At 34.7% G+C, this 23,982-nt stretch carries 26 protein-coding genes; 8 read left to right on the top strand and 18 right to left on the bottom strand.

Annotation, left to right across the window (positions count from 1 at the left end; genetic code table 11):
• Positions 1-10: 10 nt before the first annotated feature.
• From DDD_RS16705 to DDD_RS18380, 14 genes are all read right to left on the bottom strand, one after another.
• On the bottom strand, positions 11-748 hold the full coding sequence (locus tag DDD_RS16705; RefSeq protein ID WP_015364147.1) for a tyrosine-protein phosphatase: 738 nt from the start codon (positions 746-748) through the stop codon (positions 11-13).
• A 3-nt stretch (positions 749-751) separates the two neighbouring features.
• Positions 752-2,134 (bottom strand): tetratricopeptide repeat protein, encoded by a 1,383-nt coding sequence (locus tag DDD_RS16700; protein WP_015364146.1) that lies wholly within the window; start codon positions 2,132-2,134, stop codon positions 752-754.
• A gap of 78 nt (positions 2,135-2,212) precedes the next feature.
• The gene (locus DDD_RS16695; protein ID WP_015364145.1) at positions 2,213-3,430 is read right to left on the bottom strand and encodes an aspartate aminotransferase family protein; all 1,218 of its coding nucleotides are present in this window, start codon (positions 3,428-3,430) and stop codon (positions 2,213-2,215) included.
• Entirely contained in the window at positions 3,417-5,114 is a 1,698-nt protein-coding gene (locus tag DDD_RS16690; protein ID WP_041567243.1) for an OstA-like protein, read from the bottom strand. The genes DDD_RS16695 and DDD_RS16690 overlap by 14 nt, the downstream gene beginning before the upstream one ends.
• Positions 5,115-5,158: 44 nt before the next feature.
• Positions 5,159-5,938, bottom strand: a complete 780-nt coding sequence (locus tag DDD_RS16685; protein WP_015364143.1) for a hypothetical protein — start codon at positions 5,936-5,938, stop codon at positions 5,159-5,161.
• Positions 5,938-6,171 carry a DUF6095 family protein gene (locus DDD_RS16680; protein WP_015364142.1) on the bottom strand — a complete coding sequence of 78 codons (234 nt, stop codon included), beginning with the start codon at positions 6,169-6,171 and terminating at the stop codon, positions 5,938-5,940. The genes DDD_RS16685 and DDD_RS16680 overlap by 1 nt, the downstream gene beginning before the upstream one ends.
• Before the next feature lie 2 nt (positions 6,172-6,173).
• Positions 6,174-6,989, bottom strand: a complete 816-nt coding sequence (murQ, locus tag DDD_RS16675; RefSeq protein WP_015364141.1) for an N-acetylmuramic acid 6-phosphate etherase — start codon at positions 6,987-6,989, stop codon at positions 6,174-6,176.
• Between the two features lie 38 nt (positions 6,990-7,027).
• Entirely contained in the window at positions 7,028-8,176 is a 1,149-nt protein-coding gene (gene ribB / locus DDD_RS16670; protein ID WP_015364140.1) for a 3,4-dihydroxy-2-butanone-4-phosphate synthase, read from the bottom strand.
• A 96-nt stretch (positions 8,177-8,272) separates the two neighbouring features.
• Positions 8,273-9,649 (bottom strand): LptF/LptG family permease, encoded by a 1,377-nt coding sequence (locus DDD_RS16665; protein WP_083892409.1) that lies wholly within the window; start codon positions 9,647-9,649, stop codon positions 8,273-8,275.
• Positions 9,650-9,687: 38 nt separating this feature from the next.
• Complete coding sequence (locus tag DDD_RS16660; RefSeq protein ID WP_015364138.1) at positions 9,688-10,332, bottom strand: LolA family protein; 645 nt, start codon at positions 10,330-10,332, stop codon at positions 9,688-9,690.
• Between the two features lie 9 nt (positions 10,333-10,341).
• Positions 10,342-12,765, bottom strand: coding sequence for an FtsK/SpoIIIE family DNA translocase (locus tag DDD_RS16655; protein ID WP_015364137.1), 2,424 nt, complete (start codon positions 12,763-12,765; stop codon positions 10,342-10,344).
• A gap of 107 nt (positions 12,766-12,872) precedes the next feature.
• The gene (locus DDD_RS16650) at positions 12,873-13,250 is read right to left on the bottom strand and encodes a diacylglycerol kinase (RefSeq protein ID WP_015364136.1); all 378 of its coding nucleotides are present in this window, start codon (positions 13,248-13,250) and stop codon (positions 12,873-12,875) included.
• On the bottom strand, positions 13,251-13,751 hold the full coding sequence (tpx, locus tag DDD_RS16645; RefSeq protein ID WP_015364135.1) for a thiol peroxidase: 501 nt from the start codon (positions 13,749-13,751) through the stop codon (positions 13,251-13,253). It abuts the gene before it with no gap.
• A 68-nt stretch (positions 13,752-13,819) separates the two neighbouring features.
• The gene (locus DDD_RS18380; protein ID WP_322785941.1) at positions 13,820-14,266 is read right to left on the bottom strand and encodes a c-type cytochrome; all 447 of its coding nucleotides are present in this window, start codon (positions 14,264-14,266) and stop codon (positions 13,820-13,822) included.
• Between the two features lie 418 nt (positions 14,267-14,684).
• On the opposite strand from DDD_RS18380, the gene DDD_RS16635 reads away from it, so the two are divergent.
• Entirely contained in the window at positions 14,685-15,623 is a 939-nt protein-coding gene (locus tag DDD_RS16635) for a hydrogen peroxide-inducible genes activator (RefSeq protein ID WP_015364132.1), read from the top strand.
• 160 nt (positions 15,624-15,783) lie between these two features.
• Here DDD_RS16635 and DDD_RS18280 read toward each other — a convergent pair whose 3' ends face one another.
• The 3 genes from DDD_RS18280 to holA all read right to left on the bottom strand — a co-directional run bounded on the left by DDD_RS18280 (position 15,784) and on the right by holA (position 18,586).
• Entirely contained in the window at positions 15,784-15,981 is a 198-nt protein-coding gene (locus DDD_RS18280; protein WP_041567242.1) for a hypothetical protein, read from the bottom strand.
• 527 nt (positions 15,982-16,508) lie between these two features.
• Complete coding sequence (gene menA / locus DDD_RS16625) at positions 16,509-17,576, bottom strand: 1,4-dihydroxy-2-naphthoate octaprenyltransferase (protein ID WP_015364130.1); 1,068 nt, start codon at positions 17,574-17,576, stop codon at positions 16,509-16,511.
• A complete protein-coding gene (gene holA, locus DDD_RS16620) occupies positions 17,576-18,586 on the bottom strand; it encodes a DNA polymerase III subunit delta (protein WP_015364129.1) in 1,011 nt (336 codons plus the stop codon). The genes menA and holA overlap by 1 nt, the downstream gene beginning before the upstream one ends.
• Positions 18,587-18,619: 33 nt before the next feature.
• On the opposite strand from holA, the gene DDD_RS16615 reads away from it, so the two are divergent.
• The 6 genes from DDD_RS16615 (at position 18,620) to DDD_RS16590 (ending at position 23,400) form a co-directional block, all read left to right on the top strand.
• The gene (locus DDD_RS16615) at positions 18,620-19,066 is read left to right on the top strand and encodes a type I restriction enzyme HsdR N-terminal domain-containing protein (RefSeq protein WP_015364128.1); all 447 of its coding nucleotides are present in this window, start codon (positions 18,620-18,622) and stop codon (positions 19,064-19,066) included.
• Complete coding sequence (locus tag DDD_RS16610) at positions 19,063-20,061, top strand: glycosyltransferase family 2 protein (RefSeq protein WP_015364127.1); 999 nt, start codon at positions 19,063-19,065, stop codon at positions 20,059-20,061. Before DDD_RS16615 ends, DDD_RS16610 begins: the two co-directional genes overlap by 4 nt.
• Before the next feature lie 99 nt (positions 20,062-20,160).
• Positions 20,161-21,045: an OmpA/MotB family protein gene (locus tag DDD_RS16605; protein ID WP_015364126.1), complete on the top strand. Its 885-nt coding sequence runs from the start codon at positions 20,161-20,163 to the stop codon at positions 21,043-21,045.
• A 123-nt stretch (positions 21,046-21,168) separates the two neighbouring features.
• Complete coding sequence (locus DDD_RS16600; RefSeq protein ID WP_015364125.1) at positions 21,169-22,071, top strand: hypothetical protein; 903 nt, start codon at positions 21,169-21,171, stop codon at positions 22,069-22,071.
• A gap of 93 nt (positions 22,072-22,164) precedes the next feature.
• A complete protein-coding gene (locus tag DDD_RS16595) occupies positions 22,165-22,542 on the top strand; it encodes a hypothetical protein (RefSeq protein WP_015364124.1) in 378 nt (125 codons plus the stop codon).
• 114 nt (positions 22,543-22,656) lie between these two features.
• On the top strand, positions 22,657-23,400 hold the full coding sequence (locus tag DDD_RS16590; RefSeq protein ID WP_015364123.1) for a YebC/PmpR family DNA-binding transcriptional regulator: 744 nt from the start codon (positions 22,657-22,659) through the stop codon (positions 23,398-23,400).
• Positions 23,401-23,418: 18 nt separating this feature from the next.
• Here DDD_RS16590 and DDD_RS18070 read toward each other — a convergent pair whose 3' ends face one another.
• A complete protein-coding gene (locus DDD_RS18070; protein WP_015364122.1) occupies positions 23,419-23,556 on the bottom strand; it encodes a hypothetical protein in 138 nt (45 codons plus the stop codon).
• 27 nt (positions 23,557-23,583) lie between these two features.
• Here DDD_RS18070 and DDD_RS16585 point away from each other — a divergent pair, with 27 nt between their 5' ends.
• A complete protein-coding gene (locus DDD_RS16585; RefSeq protein ID WP_015364121.1) occupies positions 23,584-23,961 on the top strand; it encodes a LysM peptidoglycan-binding domain-containing protein in 378 nt (125 codons plus the stop codon).
• The last annotated feature ends 21 nt before the right edge of the window (positions 23,962-23,982 follow it).

Here is a 23,982-nt window from a genome sequence, read left to right as displayed (position 1 = left end):
TATTTGAGAACTATATACTAAATCGAAGCTTGTGGTTTTCCACAAGCTTTTTTATTTGCGGTGTAAGCTTTTCTTTTATTTTAATTTCTTTAATTTTTTCTAGATGCAAGACTTTATGAGCATCTGTTCCTAAGCAATCGTACATCCCATTTTCAAGTAGGAGTTTTGACTTTTGAAAAGCTTGTTCTCCGTAATGTTTTGATAAAGAAAGAAGATTGAGTTGTAATTCAAAGCCTCTACTTTTTAAGTCTTGAAATGAATCGACTGACTTTATATAACGATACCTTTCAGGGTGCGCTAATATGGGAACAAGACCTTTCTGGCACATTTTAAAAACTAATTCTTCTAGATTATCAGGGCGTTGAAAGTAGGAAAGCTCAGTTAGAAGATAGTTCTTGTGAATACATAGGTAATCATTGTTTTCTACAATTTGTTCAAGCTTGCTGTCCATCATATACTCTGAGGCAGTAGAAACAATAAAACCTCTACCATCTGTTGCTTCTAATTCACTTATCGTATTATTAAAAACTAATTTGATTTTACTTTGATCATTACCGTAATAATCTTCCATTGTATGTGGTGTGGCGATACAATTTTTTAAACCTAAGGATTTCATTGCTCTAATCATGTCTAGAGTGGTATCTATATCAGGAGATCCATCGTCAATTCCAGGAAGTATATGATTATGTATATCAGTTATACCGTCTAAGAAATCAATTAAATAAACTGATTTACTAAAGAAAAACATAAATTATCTTTTTAAAAGGTCTTGTACATCTTTAAGCCGATATTCGGCAGGAAATATTTCTTCTAGAATAATAATATATTCTGAATCTCTTTTTAAGGCGTTTTGCAGGTGAAACTTACCCTTAATTAATTCCCCTCTTTTGAGATGGAGACCAGCTAAACGATACTCTAGCTCGACTTCTTGAGGATAAAATTCTAATCCATTTTCTACATTTAAAATCGCCGGTTCTATTTCTCCTAATTGAATGAGAATATCACATCTATTGATCCATGTCGATAATTCATAATTACCTAATTCTATAGCTCTACGATAACCATATTCAGCTTCTTCAATAAAATTTAACCTCTTATTTATTGATGCATATTTTTTCCAGTACAAGGCATTATCAGCATCAATTTCAGTTGCTTTTTCAATGTAAGATAGGGCGTTTTGAAAATCTAACCTTTTCGTATAATAATTAACTATAGAAAGCCAGCCTTTATCGAGCAAAGGATCTTCTTTAACACATTGTTTAAAGTATTTGACAGCATTTTCATCAAGGCCTAATTTCTCAAAACATTTACCAAGCCTTAAATATGCAAAAGAAGTTGGGTCATCTAACTTTAATGTAATTTGATAATTTTCTATGGCTTCATTATATCTCCCTAACTTTTCAAGAACTTTACCTTTCTCTAAATAGGCACCTACAAAATGATCGTCTGAAATTATAGCAAATTCAAAAGCAGCTAATGATTTCTCGTACATTTTCAAGTCAAAATACTGCTTACCGACTTGATGCCAGGCAACCTCACTATAAGGGTTTCTATCCAGAAACAAATTCAAATAGTCTACAGCTCGCTCATGCTCGTTTAAGAAATCAAAGCAGTAAATAATATTATAAAGAGCCGAATAATCTGAATCATCTAACTCTAGACATTTCATAAAATTAACCTTAGCATTAGAGTAATCTTCTATAAAGAGAAACTCCATTCCTATAAGATTGTAAACATCTGCTTGGTCGTGAGTAAGGTCTAATGCTTTTTTGAGCAATTCGATAGATTTGCTGTGTCTGTCAGTTTTAGAAAATATATTAGCTTTCTGAATATAAATTTCGGCATTATTAGGTTCTATTTCAAACAATTCATTGAGTACATTTTCTGCCTCATCAAACTGATTATCAAATATAAACATCTCTGCACGGTACAATTTTAAATTAACCGATGTAGGATGTTGAGAAATACCTAAACCTATGGCTTTGCGAGCCAGCGCTATTTTTCCTTCATCAAGATAGTGCTCAATTATTTGATCAAATTCATCGCTATCAAAGAATCCTACCTCGTTAGATTTTAACATGAGTTCAAATTTTTGAATACTCAATTCTCCATCATTATTTAAATCAAATTGCATACATAGAATATTAAAAATTCTTGTTTTACTAAGTTCTTTTTTTTTGTCAAGGGATTGGCAAATTCAGCAAATCTCTTGTCAACAACTTATAAACAGGTGTCCTTTGGATAAGTTTAAGTAGAAAATATCAATTACTTCAAGTAATATTTTACAGGCGTGATCAATTTCAGAATCGGTTATGGTATAAGGTGGCGTAATTCTAATGGCTCTTTTTTCAAATAAAAGAAGGAAAAAAATCACACCTCGATTTCGGCACTCTTCAACAATTTGTGCTGTAAATCTATCATCTGTTAGAATAGCTGCTAGCATGAGACCTTTACCTCTTATTTCTTTGATGTTTTTGTGTTGTAAGCTTTCGCGAAAGCGTAACTCTTTTTCTAACATCTTATCCATGTACTTGCCTTCTTCAATTTCTATAAGTGTTGCTAAGGCTGCAGCTGCTATTACAGGATGACCACCAAAAGTCGTGATATGACCTAGCATGGGTTCTTCTTTGAAGCGGCTCATATGTTCTTTACTGGTAGTTAATGCTCCTATAGGCATGCCGCCAGCTAGGCCTTTACCAGTAATCACCATGTCTGGAATAATATCATGTTGGGTAAAATAAAACATGGTTCCCGTGCGGCCTATTCCAGGCTGAATCTCATCTACGATCAATAACGTGTTAGTTTGAGTACATCGTTTTCTTAATTCTTGCATCCATTGTTTTCTGGGTACTATAAATCCGGCACCACCTTGAATGCTTTCGATCACTACTCCAGCGGTCTTTTCGGTAATCAATCTTAAGTCTTGAAGGCAATTGAATTTTATATGTGATATACTGGGTAATAATGGTCTAAAAGGTGCCTTGCGCTCTTCATAATTCATTAAACTAAGTGATCCCATAGTATTGCCGTGATAGGATTTATTCATGGCTATGATTTCTGTAGCTCCAGTAACTCTTCTTGCAAGTTTGATAGCGGCTTCCATCGCTTCTGTACCACTATTAACTAGATAGGTGGTTTCTAAAGGATCGGGCAGGAGTGAGGCTAACTTTTTACATAGCTCTACGGCAGGTTGTTGCGTGTACTCGCCGTAAACCATGACGTGCATGTATTGATCTACTTGATCTTTAATGGCTTTTGTGACTGCTGGATGACAATGGCCTAATGGCAATGCACTCACGCCAGCTACCATATCGAGGTATTTATTTCCAGCTGTATCAACTATATAATTCCCAGATGCGCTTTCTATTTCTAAGCCTGGCGCAAATGGCGTGGTTTGCGCTTGATAATGGTAGAAATCACTCTTTGTCATCTTTTGCTTTGCTTGTCGTTTTAGGAATATCGTTTGTTCTAGTTTTAAAGTCTGCTTTTTTTAATCTAGAGTTTTTATTGACATTCTCACTTGCTTTCTTATCAAAGAAATCATCTTCTAATTTAGGCAAAGGTATTCCTTTTATAGGCGTTAATACTGGAATAGGCTTTCCTTTAAATAAATCTTCTTTAGTTAAAATCATTTCATCACCACGCCAGACCATTCCTCTTAATCTTCGAGCATTTTCTGGCAATTCATCCGGAGGATAAGTAACGTCATCTGGGTTATCTAAATTAGTAATGATGCTCATTTCTTTATCTTCAAATAAAATTTCCATTCTACCACTAGTTCCTTTATTAATACCTACTAATTCTTGAGCATCGTTACGAGAGTAGATTAAATTTTCTACGTTTTTATTGATGTTTACTATTTCTAACTGATTAGCATCATCGAATTTTCCTATCAGTTCTTTACCTTTTATTTGATTGAATCCGCCGCTTGTATCTTGATCTACAATAAATGCATTATAGAATACATGCAGACTGTCTAGTTTTTCAGTTTCTACATTACTTTGAATATGAATGCTATCACCGGTCATTTGACTTTTACCACTCCATAGAATAGGTTGGGTAATCATTTTAGTAAGTCCTGTACTTTGTCTAGTATAAATAGAATCACATTTGCCGCTTAAATCACTTTTATATAGTCGTACATCATAAAAACCTCTCACGATTCTATCATCTTCAGGACCAGTAACCATTAACTTATCTGCATGAATATAGACGCTATCTTGATCTTGTATCGATATGGCAACAGCTCTTTTATTGATAAAAACAGAATCTTTTGCCCGATAGACTTCTGCGTAATGTCCTTTTATTATGGATTTATTGATCGTGTCAGTGACAATGATATTATTTGTTGCGCTTGCAAATGAATTACCTCGATTAAAATACAAGCTATCTCCAGTTACAGTTCTATTGTTATAATCAATTCTTGAATTTTTAATAAAATAGCCTTCATCTGCTCTAGTGTCATAAAATCCACGTTCACAGTAGACTGTACTGGTCTCGCTCTTGATTGTTGACGGACCATATAAATAGGCATGTCCATTCTCTGTGTAAAAATTTAGGTGGTCGCTGTCAATGGTATATTCCGGATTTGTAACGGTAACCTTATCTAGAAATTGATAGCGTTTTTCTGCCATAAAGTAGCGTCCTATTCGGCTTTTAAGAGTACTTGCTGTGTCTTGTACTGTTCCGCCACTTCTGTAATAAGCTTGTTGTTTTACTCGATCGAAGAACAAGGAATCGGTTTTAAGTGTCGTACTCGGATTCTTCATATCTACGTTACCACTGGCAAAAGCAAATTTTGTTTTACCGTTGTACTCCGCATATTTAGAACTCATTCTTATCGTATCGCCTTGATTCATGCGCACATTACCAAAAGTCCTAACAAAATTTTCATTTCGATAAAAAACCGCATTATCACACCACATTTTGATTCCTTTATGTTGCACATAAACTTGCTTACTGCTGGTACCAGAATAAATAATAGCATCAGGAAATTCATCCTCATTTATTTGCTGAAATCCAGCAGTAATTTGAATCAATGAATCTTGTACCTGATTTTGACTAAAAGCCAAACAGGTAAAGAGAAATGAAAAAATGAAAAGTTTATATTTCAAATATTAAATTTTGATAAGTTAAATAGAGCAGTTTAAAGCCCATGTTAAAGAGCACTCATAAACCAAGATTCTGGGATACTATTGAGTTCTGCATTAGAAACGGTCGTTTCTGCAATTTCTTGAGTACCTGAACTACTTTCTTCTAATTGATTGATTTCATACCGCAGTAAATTCCATCCTTTTTTAATGTTTAAATCATAATGATCAGTTCTGGTATAGACTTCTTCTGTGCCATCTTCAAAAAGGTTATCATAAGTGGTGTTTCCATCTATAGAGAATGGCTCTTTTGCATAGATGTAATAATAATTGAATCCAGTTTCTGGTACAGCATCTTTAGTACCTACTACATATTTTACAAAATTCTCACTTGAAGCTGGATACAAATAAGCACTCCTATCTCCAGTATTGACCTCAAATCTATAGTATTTACCTACATAGGCAAGTCTTGATTCTTTTCCACTAAACGATACATTTGCAGCGTTAGGAAAACTTTCCAGCGCTGTGTTATAATTTAATTGATAATCTGCCACATCAGAGGAGTTATAAGTATTAAAAGCCTTTGTAGTGATTTTATCAAAATCTTCTGGCAATCTAATTTCAAAACTTCCATCTTGATTCAGCGCTCCGTAGAATTCAGGTTGAACAAAATATCCCATAATATTGATATCGCCAGCCATACCATTATGGTTAGAAACAGTTCCTTTTAAGGTAATCGCTGTTGCTGCTTCATCAATATTAGATGTGGTTTTAGTTTCCTTATCATTGGACGTAGGAGTTTTACAACTAGCCACAATTAGTAAAAAAAGGAGAAATAATTTATTCATTATCTGGTTTTGTTAGATTTAAACATAGAATCTAGAATCAAATTGATTCCTTGAAAAATGAATACCACTGCTAATATGGCAAAAGCAATTCCAGGCATTAAAAATATGATAGGATGATCAGATCCGGCTCCTATATAAATCAAAATAGGACCTGCAAACAAGAACAAAACACTTATCGCAAGTCTTTGAATTCCTTTTACTAATACATCACGATCTGTTGATTTTTGTTCCATAATTAGCAAATTCCATAATTTAAAATAGCATTTCTAACGCTACCATGATCCATTAATAAGCGTTTAGCAATTTCGTAATCAGTTCCAGTAGCTTCCATAATCATGCGAGTACCACGGTCGACTAGCTTGTCATTACTTAACTGCATATCTACCATTTTATTATCCTTCACATGACCTAATTGAATCATAACACTTGTACTTATCATGTTGAGAATCATTTTTTGAGCAGTACCAGCCTTCATGCGGCTGCTGCCTGTCACAAATTCTGGTCCTACTACGACTGCAACAGGATAAGCAGCTACTATATCTAGTTGACTCTCTGGATTACAAGTTATACATCCTGTAGCGATACCATTGTCATTACAGGTTTTTAATCCGCCTATGACGTATGGAGTAGTACCACTTGCAGCGATTCCTATCACGACATCCTTAGAAGTTATTTGGTGTTTTTTAAGGTCTTTAAAAGCTTGGTTTGCATCATCCTCTGCATTTTCAACAGCTTTTCTTATCGCAATATCTCCACCAGCGATGATACCTATTATTTTATCATCACTCACACCAAAAGTAGGTGGACATTCACTAGCGTCTAGGATCCCTAATCTTCCACTAGTTCCAGCGCCAATATAAAATAAACGACCACCAGATTTCATTTTATCAACTATCACAGTCACCAGTTGTTCTATTGCAGGAAGTACTTTCTCTACAGCAACAGCTACCGTTTGATCCTCTTTATTAATATTCTCTAACAGTTCTTTAGAAGTCATTTTTTCTAAATCATTGTAACGAGAATCTTGCTCTGTAATTTTTTTAAATGTCATAATGGAAGTTCCGCTTTCGCGAAAGCGAGATCACTTTATTAATAAGAAATAGTTTCTACGATTTCAAGACCATAGCCTATCATTCCTATGCGCTTACTTTGCTCTGAATTGGTCATTAATTTAAGCTTAGTGATGTTCAAATCATGTAGAATTTGAGCACCTATACCATAATCCTTATTATCTAGATTGCGTCTTGGCGCCTTCACCACACCATTTTCTTGAAGGTCTTTAAGTTGTTCAAGCCTACCAAGCATGTTTTCTGGTTCAAACTGCTGATTAATAAAAACGATGGCGCCTTTTCCTTCTTTATTAAGAAGGTCAAACATCGCGTCTATTTTTCTATCAGCATTACTAGTTAGGGTAGAGAAGAGGTCGTTATTTACTTGAGTAGAATTCATACGAGTAAGAACCGTTTCTTGTTGATTCCAATCTCCTAAGGTAAGCGCAATGTGAATCTGATTATTAGTCGTTTGTTGATAAGCGCGTAAACGATAACTGCCAAAACGTGTTTTGAGCTTGAAATCTTCTTTCTTTACAATAAGGCTATCGTTTTTCATACGATAAGCTACTAGATCTTCAATAGAAACTAGTTTCAAATCGTGTTGTTTTGCCACTTCCATAAGTTGAGGAAGCCTTGCCATTGTCCCATCCTCATTCATAATCTCAACGATTACTCCTGCAGGCTCATGACCAGCTAATCTTGCGAAGTCTATAGCAGCTTCAGTATGACCAGTTCTACGTAATACACCACCATCTTTAGCCTTAAGCGGGAAAATATGTCCAGGTTTACTAAAATCATGTGGTTGCGTATCTGGATGGATCATGGCTTTGATAGTTTTAGCTCTATCACTAGCACTAATTCCAGTGGTCACTCCATGTCCTCTCAAGTCTATAGAAACGGTAAAAGCAGTCTCCATCGGATCTGAATTATTGTTAACCATCATGGCTAGTTCTAATTCTTTAGCCCTTGATTGAGTGAGCGGTGCACAAATTAAACCGCGACCATGTGTGGCCATAAAATTGATCATCTCTGGAGTTGCAGATTGTGCACTAGCAAGAAAATCACCTTCGTTCTCGCGGTTTTCATCATCTACTACAATGATTACTTTACCATTTTTAATATCTTCAATAGCGTCCTCAATTCGATCTAATTTAATTTTTGTCGAAGTTTTTTCTTGAGTAATCATATAGTAAATGCTTTAATTACAAAGATACGGATTAAGCGCAGCCACTCCGATATTTTAGTCTAATTTTAAAGGTTTTGGAATAGAGTAATTAAAGCTTTAACTACTAAAAATTCCTTGATCAGTAGTTGCTCTATAGGTAAGATAAATACCTATAGGAAAAATGATAAACGTACTCATCCATGCACCTAACCAGGCTGGAAAAGCACCTTCTGTTGCGGCCTTTTCTGCAAAGATTCCTATAAAGTGATAGGTCAAAAAGAATAATGTAGCAACCACAAGAGGTAAACCCATTCCTCCTTTTTTTATAATAGCACCTAATGGCGCGCCTATGAAGAAAAGTATAATACAAGCGACTCCCAAAACATATTTTTTATGAATCTCAATTTCATGTTTGGCAAGTCTAGAGGCTTCACCTTTAAGTTGTGCCTCACGATTTTGAACAGCTGCTCGCTGACTGCGCATTTTTGAAAGAGCCACTTCTAATGCTCTACGCTGATTATAAATATCTAAAGAGGCTAGGAAATCTTCTGGATTCTCTTTAATAGTATCCAATTCTACTCTATTGTCTAATGCCTTTGGAGCCCAAGCATTGTGTTGATTATTACGATAAATTTTATAGTTGTTAGAAAGCGCTAATGAGAACGTATCTATACGATTGTACAGCTCATTAATTTTAAGCATCCTATGATTATCAGTAACAGACTCTTCATCTACGTCTACTTGATTCAATTTAGAAACATCTATGTTAAGCGTGTAGGTATCAAAATAGCTCTTTACAAAAGGAGAAGTTCTTGCTTTTCTAGGTTGCAATAAATATAAGTCTTCGTAATAGTTACCTTCTTCTAAGACTAACTGGATTACGTTAGACTTCAGGGAACTTTTTAACTCACCTCGTTTACTTTTGATGACCGTGTAATTTCCATTTTTATTAGGATTCTTTTTATGGATTATAACGTCGGTAAGAAATTTACCGTTCTCACCAGACTTGTCGGCTACTTTAATATTGATATCTCCTAATTGATTGAAGGTACCTTTTCCTATAGCCATCGCAGGCTTCATTTTTGCGATGTTTCCCCTTAAATTACGTTGTTTTAAATGTCCCCAAGGTATTACAGAGTTCGCAAATAAAAAGGACGTTATTCCTATTCCTAAGATTACAATAGTGAGAGACCTCATAGCTCTTTGCAAAGAAATTCCATTAGACTTCATGGCAGCAAACTCATAATTCTCAGCCATATTCCCAAAAACTAAAATGGCAGCCAGAAGTACACTTAGCGGCAATGCAATAGGAACAGCAACAGGAGTAGAGTAGTATAAAAATTTAACTATGGTAACAACATCTAGATCTTTACCAGCCAGCTCTTTTATGTATAACCATATCGCTTGTAGAATAAGAATAAACATTAATACAATAAAGACGCTTAAAAACGTCTTTATGTATTGGCTTAATATGTATCGATCTAATATTTTCAAATTGTAGGCTAAGAACTAAGTATATTCCTTTTTAACGCTTAATTCATTTCTTGGATTGTCCAATTCTTGTATTTAGAAGGATCGTAGGTAAATGAATTTTTAGGTAATGGTTCATTAGTTTTAAGAGACTTCATAAAAAACGTCACAACATTTCCAGAAGTGTCTGTGATGATTGCCTTATAAATATGTTTTGTATTAACATCTATTCCTAAAAGAACGTTTTTATATTCAGAATCTGATTTTATGGGAGTTAATTTTACAAATTGGATTTTTCTACCACCTTCATTTTGTAAAATATCCCATGTTTTAATGTATCCTTTTTCATAAAAGGTTAGTATGTTAGAAGGAGTGATCGCTTGATCATCATCCTTACTTACTTTAGAAATATCTACTTGTTCATTTGCCTTATCTATAGCATATTGCTTTTTCCCGTCAAAAATTAAATTGGTGCCTTCAAAATTGACATTGTATTTTTCTCCAGACATTTTTGCATCTCCTTGCATATCTCGATCTGTTCCTGTCTTTGGATTTTTGATGTTTAATTTATAGTCAAAAGAGACATTATCATAAGACTTAAATTTTTCAGCTACTTCATTAAGCAATTTATCTGCCTTAGCATCTTGTGCCGTTACCGCTTTCGCGAAAGCGAAAATCATAAAAACAGATAGGAAATAATTTTTCATGTTCATTTTTTATTTATTACTTTCTTCATTTAAAAACACTTCTAGAGAAGCTAAATCTGGAATTAAAACTTGTCGCGCCTTACTACCTTCAAAGCCGCCTACAATACCTGCAGCCTCCAGTTGATCGATAATACGGCCGGCACGATTGTATCCCAACTTTAATTTACGTTGTAAAAGCGAGGCACTTCCTTGTTGAGCCACAACAATAATTTCTGCAGCTTCTTTAAATTTTGCATCTCTATCGTCTATATTATTATCAAGACTTGTGCCACCATCTTCACCTACATATTCTGGCAGTAAATGTGCGTCTGGATATGCCTTCTGACCGCCTATGAAATCGGTGATTTTTTCAACCTCTGGAGTGTCCACAAATGCACACTGAATACGTATCAACTCGTTTCCTGCGGTGTATAACATGTCTCCACGACCTATCAACTGGTCTGCGCCACCACTATCTAGAATGGTGCGCGAGTCTACCTTTTGCATTACTCTAAAGGAGATTCTTGCAGGGAAGTTAGCCTTGATCATACCAGTAATTACGTTTACCGATGGTCTTTGAGTTGCTATTATTAAATGAATTCCTATCGCACGAGCCAGTTGGGCAAGTCTAGCAATAGGTGTTTCTACCTCTTTTCCAGCGGTCATGATCAAGTCGGCAAACTCATCTACTACCAGTACGATGTACGGTAAGAATTTATGACCATTTGCTGGATTCAGTTTGCGTGCTTTAAACTTTGCGTTGTATTCTTTTAAGTTACGACACATCGCGTCTTTCAGGATATCGTAACGTTGATCCATCTCAATACAAAGACTGTTCAAGGTGTTGATTACCTTAGAGTTGTCAGTAATGATCGCTTCTTCACTATCAGGTAATTTAGCTAGGTAATGACGCTCTATTTTATTAAATAAGGTCAATTCTACCTTTTTAGGATCTACCAAAACAAACTTTACTTCTGCTGGATGCTTGGAATAAAGTAGCGAAGTAAGAATCGCATTCAATCCTACAGATTTACCTTGTCCAGTCGCACCAGCCATAAGTAGGTGAGGCATTTTGGCAAGGTCTACTACAAAGGTTTCATTAGAGATATTTTTACCAAATGCGATAGGAAGTTCCATCTCTGCATTTTGAAACTTAGGCGATGCAATAACCGATCGCATAGATACTATGGACGGATTTTGATTAGGCACCTCAATTCCTATAGTTCCTTTTCCTGGAATAGGAGCGATGATACGTATTCCCAGCGCAGCAAGCGATAAGGCGATATCGTCTTCTAGATTTTTGATTTTTGAAATACGTATTCCTGCCTCAGGTACAATTTCATAAAGTGTTACCGTAGGTCCTATGGTAGCACTGATTTTTGCGATCCCAATTTTGTAATTCTTGAGTGTTTCAACAATACGATCTTTATTAGCTTGCAGCTCTTCTTCATTGATCGTGATGGTTTTCCCTTTGGTGTAATCCTTCAATAGATCAATAGGTGGAAATTGAAAATTGCTCAGCTCTAAAGTAGGATCAAATTCGCCAAAATCCTCCACAAGCTTAGAAGCTTTATTATCCACTTCTTCTTCCTCTTGAGTAGGCTCGATATCCATTCCTATGTCGTCCTCATCTTTAGGCGCGACCGTTTTCTTTAAAACCGGTTCTGGAATAATTTCTTCTTCAGGAACAGTAACCTCCATATCATTTCCAGAAAGGTTAATAGGTTCTTCTGTTACAGTTTCATCTTCTAGCGAGCTGCCTTCTACAGTAGCTTTCTCCCATTCACTCTCTTCGTCGGTAGATGCAATTCCGTCAAATTCTTCTTTTACTTCTCCTGCTTTCTTAGAAAAATAGGCACTGATAATTTCAGGAGTTAGTTTTAATCTCAATACGAGATAAACGATCGCAATGAAAACCATGACTAAAACAGCACCTATAAGACCTAAATAATCTTGCAGGAAATCATTCAATTCATAGCCCACTTTTCCGCCTAACAAGGCATTAGATTTATGAAAAAATCCTAGAGTGACAGAAAACCACAACATTAATAGCAATCCCCAAAACCATAGGTTAGAAATCCGCTTTCGCGAAAGCGAGAACGCATCATCACCACTGGCAAATAAATAAATTCCAGAGATAAAAGTCATAATCGCTATAGAAAATGCGGGAATACCAAATCCTTTATAAATAAATACGTGTCCTAACCATGCACCCAGCTGGCTGATCCAGTTTTGAGTTACTACGCTGCGGCCGCCCAATTCTTCAATGATACTCTGGTCTTGAGCTCCAGTAAATAAAAAGGAAGTAAAGGAGAACAACAATAATAGGCTGAAAACCATGAGCGCACTACCTAGAATTACTTGTTGTAATCTATTGAGTTTAAAGCTAGGGATTTGCAAAGGTTTTTTAGTCTTTGCTGTAGATTTTTTGGTTGTAGATTTTTTACGCGCCATGAACTATAGTGAACGAGCAAAAATAAGAATATTGCATGGCATTTAAAGAAGTAGTTGTGAGTTATTAGTTAACTTATAAATGAAATGAAATATGCTCTCTATTTTATTCACTCAAAAAGTGCCACGACATAAGGCGTATAAATAATAAACCCAACGACAGCCGCAGCAATAGCAGTAATCACGACAGCACCAGCAGCGATATCTTTTATGTGTCCTATTTTTTCATGAAAATCAGGATGGATAAAATCTGCAATAGCCTCTGCGGTCGTATTCATTCCTTCTAGTCCCATGACGAGACCTATACAAAAGGTTTGGGCGATCCATTCTGTACTAGTAATATTAAAATAAAAGCCAGCAATAGTCATAATTACCGCTATTGCGGCTTGTACTTGTATGCTAGGTTCGGTTTTAAGTAGAATGATCGCGCCTTTTGTGGCATATCCCATAGCCTTAATCCTGCCTGTAATGAATTTAATAAATCCCAATTATAAAAGCGATTTAAGAGCTTCTAGGTAATTAGGTTCGTCTGCAATTTCTGGAACTTGCTCGTTGTACATCACTTTTCCTTGTTCGTCGAGAACAATTACAGCTCTAGAGTGAAAACCGGCAAGAGGTCCTGATGTCATGGTTAAACCATATTTTTCACCAAAAGAACCATCTATCACATCGCTTAAATTCTCTACGTTCTCTATTTCTTCATCGTTTGCAAATCGTTTTTGAGCAAATGGAGTATCTCTAGATATACATAATACAGCAGTATTATCAAGTTCTGTTGCACGTTTATTAAAATTACGTACTGATGTAGCGCATACATCTGTATCTATACTAGGAAAGATATTTAAGATAACACGTTTACCACTATAGTCGTTAAGAGAAGCTTCAGAAAGGTCGGCTTTTTTGAGTTTAAAGTCTGGTGCTTGGGTTCCTACTTCTGGAAGTTGTCCACTAGTTGAAATTTCGTTTCCTCCAATTGTGATCGTTGCCATGAATTTAATTTTTAATTAGAGGATAAATTTACAATTAACCTTGCATTGCGTTTGTAATGTCTTGTTAATTATTTAGGAATCTCTACCCAAGATAAAATGGCATCTATATCATCATTTGATAATTGCGGGAAGGCATTCATGTTAGACTGATTGTACTCATTGTATATGGCAACTGCTTGCGCATCTCCAGATTGAATAAGTTGCGAACTATTCACTATCCATTTATACAACCATTCTTGATCACGACGCTCCGTTACACCATACAAGGCAGGTCCCACGGCTTTTTTATATCTTTTATGACAAGAAGCACAATTTGTTTTGAAAAGGGATTCTCCTAGTTCTTGTTGTTCTGTAAGCACTACTGGAGGTTTCACTTCGATAGGTTCTTGTGGCGCTTGAATAGTATACTTTTGTTGTTCTTGGGCAACAAAAAATGCAGCACCAAATATGACGAGAATCATGGTTAATATTAAGCCAGAAATTATTGCCAGACCCTTAGATAAATCGTTAAACATAGTCGTTTATTTTTTAATTATTATTAAAGTTTCCGCTTTCGCGAAAGCGGAATAAAAGCTTACTACAAAGATAAGTTCCAAGACATGATTGAAAGATTTTAAGAACGTATATTCCATATTAATATTAGGAATTCCATGTCTTTAAGAATCAATTTTTATAACAAGCATTTACCATTTTTAAGTCGTTAAATGTTCATAATAATTTCATTCAAAGAGCGGTAATTTTATCTTTTGATAAACAATTTAAAAGCCTGATAATTTTTACAGAGTGAAAAGTCATATTTTGTAGAATGCACATATATTTTTTATAGAAAACTGGATAATTGTCCTACATACGGACTGTTATTTAAATCAAAATAAACTGCTTCATCATCAATTTTGCGAATAGTGTTTTTTATTTTTGTAGAAAATATCTATAATGACAATTACTCAGTTAAAATATGTTCTTGCTGTTGCTCAATATCAAAATTTTACTAAAGCAGCAGATAAAGTTTTTGTAACGCAACCTACGTTAAGTATGCAAATTCAAAAGCTGGAAGATGAACTGGATGTGCAGATCTTTGACAGAAGTAAAAAACCTATCGAACTGACAGATACTGGTAAAAAAATCGTAAATCAAGCTCGTAATATTGTTAATGAGAGCGATCGTATTCAGGATATAGTAGATCAAGAAAAAGGCTTTATAGGTGGTGAGTTTAAAATAGGAGTAATCCCAACGGTAATGCCTACTTTATTGCCGATGTTCCTAGCAAATTTTGTCAATAAATATCCAAAAGTAAAACTACGAATAGAAGAATTAACCACTGAAAATATAATTGATGGTTTACAAGACGGTAGTATAGATGCTGCGATTGCTGCCACTCCTTTAAAACATGATTTGATTAAAGAGCGCGCGTTGTATTACGAGCCGTTTGTAGCTTATAATCCAAGATTATCTGGAAAACCTAAATCTAAAATAAAAGTAGACGATATCAACGTAGATGATCTTTTACTATTAGAAGATGGACATTGTTTTAAGGACAGTATTTTAAATTTATGTCGCAATACTCGTGATACAGAAAGTGAACGTTTCATGTTAGAGAGCGGTAGTTTTGAAACCTTAATTAAACTTGCCGATGAAGGACTAGGTATGACTTTATTACCTTATCTCAATACCATGGACTTATCAGAGCATAAAAAGGAAAATCTTAGGTTCTTTGAAGATCCATCTCCTGCCAGAGAGATAAGTTTGATATACCATAAAAGCGAGCTTAAAATGCAAATAATTGATGCGTTACATGCTGTTATTACTGGCGTGATTAAAGGAGCAATCGCTTTTCAAAACGTGCAAATTATCAGTCCAGTCGCTGGGAAGTAGTAAGTAACGTTAGAATTATTTTGATCGATAATATCGTTTTACAGATCAATTGTCATTAAAGAGAAAATTTAATTTATAATACCTTTTTCATTAAAGCATAAAAAAAGCTGAAAGTCTAATTATTATTAGATTTTCAGCTTTTCATTTAAAAAAAATACGGTCATCCTCTTAATAAAGGAACGCAAGATTTCAAGTCTGGATTTTGAAGTATCAATTGCTTGATCCAAATCTCAAGTTCTTGAATTTCATAAGGCAATAATCTTCCAACTGCCTTTTGTAACTCTTTGCAAAAAAGAGCCGAATTAAAACTAACCTTCTCAAGGATTGTTTTGGTGTACTCAAACATAGCCCTAGCCATAATTTCAAGATTTAAGTTAAGTAATTTTGTTTCAATAGTTAGAGGGATTATTGTTTCACAGGCTAAATATAGTTTTTAATTACCATACTTACAATACTTTACATTTTTAAACTTCAGATATTCACACTTAAATATTTGTTAATACGTTTTTTTGAAACTGATTTTCAGCTAGTTATTATGCTTTGCATAATGCTTAAAACTTTCTTATGGAATCCATAAATAAGTTACGACAATTTTCACGATATAGATAGGGATTTATGCCGTTACCAAGTAAACACTAAGGATACAAAGCAGTGCAAGCAAAAAGTAGAAAGCGCTACTTTTTTCAATTCAGGATCGAGTAGGGTTGCTGAAGTTATTTATTACTGATTTTGGTAATCTGATTTCATAGGGGCAGAATTAATTCTGCCCTTATGAAATCAAATTGAAACCTAATATGCATCGATTGATTAGAATGATGACTCATTCTTAATAAAGGAGATAATAAAAATCAATGATTAAGCTTAACTAGAAACAAATCAATAATCTTAAAACGAGCTAATTATCCAAACACTTACACAACACAAAACCGCAAACAAAAACGTAGAAAGCGCTACTTTTTTCAATTCAGGATCGAGTAGAGCAGGAGATGTTGTTTTTTTAACTTTAATTAAATGAATGAGTAATGGGATAAAAGCCAGAAGTGGTAGGAATGCAATCAAATTGATATTTTCATTTTCTAACATCCAAGATTCTCCAATATCGTTAGCAATATATTGTGTAAAATATATTCTACCAGTTAAGCGAAGTGCACAAATAAAAGCCACTATAACAAACCCATAATGCAGCATTTTTGCCTTAGAAAGTCCCAGCTTCACCACAATCGTATTTTTACCAGCTTTCTTATCGCTCTGAACATCTCTCATGTTATTAAGATTGAGAACCGCCACACTTAATAAGCCGATTGTCATAGAAGGAAAGATCATTTCCCAATTTACAATCGTTGTAATCAAATAATAAATACCCATCACACTTACAGGACCAAAAAATATAAAAACAAACACATCACCTAGACCACGATATCCATAAGCATTATCACCTACCGTATATTTAATCGCTGCCCAAATAGCGGCTATTCCTAAAGCTAAAAAGAATAAAGAAACTAATAACCTATCTATTCCTAGACTTACGTATATAAGGAGGATCGCGCTAATTAAAGTAAGAATAGCCGTAATAACCATTCCACGTTTCATTTCTTGCGGAGAAATAATACCACTTTGGATCGCTCGCATAGGACCGATTCTATCTTCATTATCAGTTCCTTTGACACCATCGCCATAATCGTTGGCAAAATTGGAAAGAATTTGGAAACCTAGGGTTGTGATAAGTGCTAAAATCACAATAGAAATATAATTAAACATAAATAAGCTAACGTTGTCCGCAATCGAGTAGCTAAAGTTCAGTTCGATTGAATTCAAAAGTTTTTCTGAATTATTCTCAATCGCAAAAACATTGTAATAAGCAAACGCACTTCCCACCAAAATCCCACTTATGCTCAAGGGTAACGTCCTTAATCTCGCAGCACTGATCCAGGCTTTTAATTTTGTACTTGCCATTATTTAGACATGATATTAACGAGAGCTTCTTTTAAAAGATCGTGGTGATTTGCTTGATGTGTTCCTACACCTTTTGATTTGACATCCATATCTCTTATGGTCTTAATCGCACGACTGCAATATTTCATAGGATAGTTTTTTGCCGCAGTCATTATTTCCTGTACAAAAAACGGATTCACTCCAGCTGCTTTTGCAACTGCTTGCGCGTTATTTTTGTCTTTAATAGTATGCACTTTCAACAACTGCGTGAAAAAAGAATACAATTGCGCGGTAGTCAGCACCAGCGGATTATCCTTAGGGTTATCTGCAAAATAGTTGATGATTTGATGCACTTTTACCACATCACGCATTCCCATGGCTTTGCGCAGCTCAAAATTGTTGTAGTCTTTTGAGATTCCTATGTTGTCCTCGATGACTTGTGGAGTTATTGGTCGATCTTTAGAATGTACGATCGCGAGTTTTGAAAGCTCGTTATTGATTTTACCCAAATCCGTTCCTAGATATTCCACTAACATTCTAGTTGCATTAGGATCAATTTGATAACCCATTTCTTTCAATCTACCAGTAACAAAAGCAGGAACTTTATTCTCATAAAGCGGCTTGCTTTCCATGTAAACGGCGTGTTTTTTAAGCAATTTAGTAATCTTGCTGCGTCCGTCAGGAGTTTTGTATTTGTAAGCAAAAACTAGAATCGTCGTAGTTTGTGGGTTTTCTACATAGCTTTCTAATTTGGCCAGTTGTTTTACCAGATGTTGCGCTTCTTTAACTATAATTACCTGATGCTCGGCCATCATAGGATAGCGTTTCGCATTTTCTAACACTTCTTCCATGGTGGTTTCCTTTCCATAAATCACCATTTGATTAAAGCCTTTCTCGCCTTCGTCCAGCACATTATCTTCTATATAATCACTTACTTGATCGATAAAATAAGGTTCTGCACCGCACAAAAAGTACACAGGCGCATATCGCTTTTGCTTTAAATCGGCTATAATCTTTGTTGCATCACTCATCGAGAGCTGTTGAGGTTTTTGTAATATTGCGCTATGAAGCCATTGCGACTACCAGCTGGAAATTTCAGAGTCAAAAGTACTGAAAAAGGACGTGCTATCTTTGACCCAATCAGGAAAAAGTTTGTACACTTGACACCAGAAGAATGGGTGCGGCAACATGTTGTTTTGTTCTTGCTTTCGCGAAAGCGGATACCGCAAAATCTCATCAACATAGAAAAGCAATTGATCATCGCAGGAACTACAAAACGATACGACATTATCTCCTACAACACAGATGGTTCTATACATCTAGTCGTAGAATGCAAAGCACCAGAAATTAAAATCGATCAATCTGTTTTTGATCAAATCGCCCGATACAATCTAGCTTTAAAAGCAGAATACTTGATGGTAACTAATGGTATGGATCATTATTTTTGTACAATGAATTATGACAAGCAGACTTATAATTTTATTCCAGACCTACCAGAATACGTTTTATGAAAATAGGAATCGTCATATTAAACTGGAATGGTATAGAGTTGCTCAAAACCTATTTACCTAGTGTGGTAGAGTACAGTATGAATCACGTGGTTTATCTAGCAGATAATGCCTCTACAGACCTTTCCATAGAATGGACACAAAAAACCTTTCCAGAGGTGAAGATCATTGCGATGAATGAGAATCGCGGTTATGCTGGCGGTTATAACGAAGCGTTGAAAAAGGTCGATGAAGAAGTAGTTTGTCTTTTGAATAGTGATGTCGCAGTTACTTCTGGCTGGTGCGACGTGATTGCTACAAGATTCCAGGCAGATGCACAACTTGCCGTATGTCAACCTAAATTGCTAGACGATAAAAAAAGAGACTATTTTGAGTATGCTGGTGCTGCTGGAGGATTTTTAGATCGATATGCATATCCTTATTGTAGAGGTCGCATTTTTAATACGATCGAGAAAGATGAAGGTCAATATGATGATGTAGTAGATATTCATTGGGCAAGTGGTGCTTGTTTATTCCTTAGAAAAGATGCATTTGATCGAGTAGGAAAATTTGACGAAGATTATTTTGCACATCAAGAAGAAATCGATTTGTGCTGGAGATTGCGACATGCAGGATACACCATAAGTTATGAGCCGTTATCTACGGTTTATCATTTAGGTGGTGGAACTTTGAATAATTTGAATCCTAAGAAGACGTTCTACAATTTTAGAAATAGTTTGTACAACATTGTAAAGAATGACCATTCCACTTCATGGATCTGGATTCTTTTTGTAAGAATGGTTCTCGATGGTATTGCGGCAATAAAATTTCTTTTTGCATTACAATGGAATCATTTTGCAGCCGTTCTAAAAGCACATTTTCATTTTTATGGTTCGCTTAAAACAATTTTAGATAAAAGAAAACAAGTTAAGGAGTTGAAAAATGCTGAAAAAACGGAATATGCAGATTTAAGTATTGTGTATCAGTATTTTATAAAGGGAAAAAAGACTTATCGATAATAACGTTGATTAACCTAAATCCTTGTTAATAGACCTAACAAAGTGTTGAATATTTTTAAATTTGTCGTACAATTTAACAAACAAAAGAAAAAAACTAAAATGAAGAAAATATTTTTAATGTTGCTTGCTGGTGGACTTCTAGTGTCATGTGCATCAAAAAAAGATCTTGAAGCAGCTATAGCAAAACAAAAAGAAACTAAAGAACTTCTTGATACTGCAACAGTAAAATTAAATGCCTGTTATGCAGACGAGCAAGCGGCAAGAGCAAGAATTGAAAGTATGCGTGAGCAAATTGAAACGCTTAAGAATTCTAACAATGCGTTACTTAGCAATCAAGGCGATCTAGTTACATTATCTACTACTGGTAGCCGTAATTTAGAGCGTTCTTTAGAAAGCATTAGAGAAAAAGACATGCAGATCAAATCTTTGAACGATGCGATTACAAAGAAGGATAGTGTGACTTTAGCGCTAGTTACAAGTTTAAAAAGTTCCTTAGGAAACCTTCAAGATGAAGATATTAGTGTAAATGTGGAAAAAGGAGTGGTATTCATTTCTATTTCTGATAAATTACTTTTCTCTAGTGGTAGCGATAAAGTAAATGAAAGCGCTAAGTTAGTTTTGGGTAAGGTTGCTAAAGTGGTAAATGACAAACCAGAAATTGATATTATGGTAGAAGGCCATACAGATAACCAGCCTATTTCTTCGGCAAAATTTGCTGACAACTGGGCATTGAGTACAGCTCGTGCAACTGCCGTAACAAGAGTTTTACAAGAAGATTTTCAAGTATCACCTAAACGTATGACTGCTGCAGGTAGGTCTTATTACATGCCTGTTGCAAGTAATGATACTGCTGAAGGTCGTTCTAAAAACAGACGTACTCGTATCGTTGTACTTCCTAAGCTAGACCAGTTCTTTGATATGGTAGAAAAAGGAATGGAGCAAGCTAAAGTTAATGCTAAAAAAGAGACGGAAAACAAAAAGTAAATCTGTTTTCTCATTTATACAAAAAGACTGTTTGCAAAAACAGTCTTTTTTTGTTTCTATTAAAATGAAATTAGTTGAATTATTTTTGCGGTTATGAGAAGTACTATTTTTTTATTGCTAATTATGTTTGGACAACTTCTTGCTGCTCAAAAAGTTGATACAGCCCAAAGTTATTTGAAGTTTATTGATTCAACACATGAACAAGTAGTTGGACAGACTTGGAATTATATGGAAGCCTATACCGCTCGTAAGAATGATAGAGCGATTAAAGGGCAACGCAAGCGACTAGAAAACGTACTAAAGAGCGCTATAAGAAAAGTAGAAAAGATAGAAGCTTATGACGAGCAGCTTAAAATGGCAGTTATAAAATACCTCAATGGTAACTTAAGCATTGTAAAAAATGAATTTCTTCAACTTATTCAATTAGAAGATCAAGAGCCTTTGAGTATGAGTGAAATTGAGTTGTTGCAACATATAAGAAAATCAATATTACAATTGAGAACTGATTATGATCTGGCTATCTTGAATTATGGTAATAAATATGATTTTAAAATCTTAAAAAATAACTCTACTCTTGCTAGGCAAATGAGTCATACTATTGAATTATATGACTACTTCCACACTATTCAAATTCAATTTTTAAAACTTCAAAGAGCTGATAGAATCTTATGGACAGATATAAATGAAAAAAGTATCGTGTCATTGAAAAAAGATGCTGCCATTGTAATGACAAATCTTCAAGAGCTAGAAACAATTACTAATTTAAACAGTTTTAATGAGGATTCTACTTTGATAGACATTTTAAACGATATGAGTAATTATTTGAAGACCGCAGTCAGTGAAAAGTTACCAGCCATTTACGTTATCAAAGAAGATCAATTAACAGGTAATCGAGATCAAATTACACGCAAAACAGAACGCTACAATCAATCTTTAAAATGGTCTAATAAAAATAGAAAACACATATACGAGCTTTGGAATAGCAGCTACCCTAAATTCTTACAAAAGCACATACAGTCCTATTAAGAATTTTTAACAACGATTATATTAAAATTAGCGACGTGCTAGCGATTTATTCTTAACTTATAGATAATTACTAATTAAAACAAATCTATAGTTATGAAAATCATACAATTACTCTTCGTTAGCATCGTACTTTCTTTCTCTGTGAATTTAGCGAGTGCTCAAACCTATTCATCAGTTAAAGCGACTCCAGCGCAAGAAGTAAAAGCAAATAAAATTGTTTTGCAATTTGATGATGAACTCTCTTTAACAGAAAAGCAAGAACTATTATTTCAAACTAAACAAGCCGAGTTTATAGCTGTCAATGAAAGTATTCTGAACTCGCAAAGAACTAGAAAAGAAATCAATGGCATGTTGCTGGCCTTATATCAAGAGCAAGCAAATGAAATGAAAGAAATACTTACACAGCCACAATATGATGTGTATAAAAAAGTAAGAAATAAAATTGATCCGTTGATAGTTATTCTAAAATAGTAAAATTTGATAAAATCTGTACAAAAGCCATTTTTAAAGTGGCTTTTTTTATTTCTAGTTGCGAGCCTTAAGACAAGATTTTATATTTACACATTATAAATCAAAAATTAAAAAATGGGTAGAGCATTTGAATTTCGCAAGGCGCGTAAGATGAAAAGATGGAGCGCAATGTCTAAAGCTTTTACGAGAATAGGTAAGGACATTGTTATTGCCGTTAAAGAAGGTGGTCCTGATCCTGATTCAAATGCTAGATTAAGAGCTGTAATCCAAAATGCCAAGTCGGTTAATATGCCTAAGGCAAACGTGGAGCGAGCGATTAAAAAAGCAACAGATAAGGATACTGCAAATTTTGAAACCGTACTTTTTGAAGGATATGCACCGCATGGTATCGCTGTTCTTGTAGAAACTTCTACTGATAATAATAACCGTACCGTAGCAAACGTAAGAAGTCACTTTAATAAGAGTGATGGAAACTTAGGCGTTTCTGGATCGGTAGAATTTATGTTTGAGCACAAGTGTCATTTTAGAATAGCTGCAAATGATTTAGATATAGAAGAGTTAGAATTAGAACTTATAGATTATGGTGCTGAGGAGTTGTTCCTAGATGAAAAGGATGAAGAAGATGATAACTCTGTAGATGGCATCATGATCTATGCAGAGTTTCAAAATTATGGAGCTCTTCAAAAAGCGCTAGAAGAAATGGACTTAGAGATTTTAAGTTCTGATTTTGAATACATTCCAACAGTTCAAAAAGAGCTGACTTCTGAGCAACGAGAAGATGTAGATAAACTTTTAGAAAAACTAGACGAAGATGACGATGTAAATAATGTCTACACAACTCTCAAGGACGAAGAGTAATTTTATTTTATTCTTTGTTTAAATATATGTAGTTGCTGTTCTCGCTTTCGCGAAAGCGGAATACATACCAAACATCTGATTTAATGAACTTTTACCGATTAGGTGGTAAATACGCCATCCATTCTTCAAAAGCCAATTAATATTCTTAACTTTCAAATTATTAATTTAAAACAAAATAAAACAATGGTAAAAGCAAAATATCAAAGCGTTCTAGATTTAGGAGAACAATTGAACATTCAAGATGGTGACGTACAAGTAAAAGACGGAAAACTAGAAATAAGAGGTACTGCAGCAACGCCACATCATAAAAATTTACTTTGGGATGAGATCAAAAAAGTAGGTGGTGAGAACCCTTCTGATTTAATGGCAGATATTAAAGTAGCTGACGATTCTATATATGCAAAGCACACTGTAAAAAGTGGTGAGTCATTAAGTCTTATTGCAAAGCATTACTTTAAAGACCCAATGAAGTACAAGCAAATTTTTGAAGCAAATACAGATCAGCTTAAAAACCCAGACTTAATTCATCCAGGTCAAGAGTTGACAATTCCTAATTTGTAGTCAGTAATTACCTTTTAACGA

Source organism: Nonlabens dokdonensis DSW-6 (genome assembly GCF_000332115.1).
Lineage (GTDB): Bacteria > Bacteroidota > Bacteroidia > Flavobacteriales > Flavobacteriaceae > Nonlabens > Nonlabens dokdonensis.
Note: the sequence above shows the minus strand (reverse complement) of the source record. Positions and strands in the feature narration are given on the sequence as shown.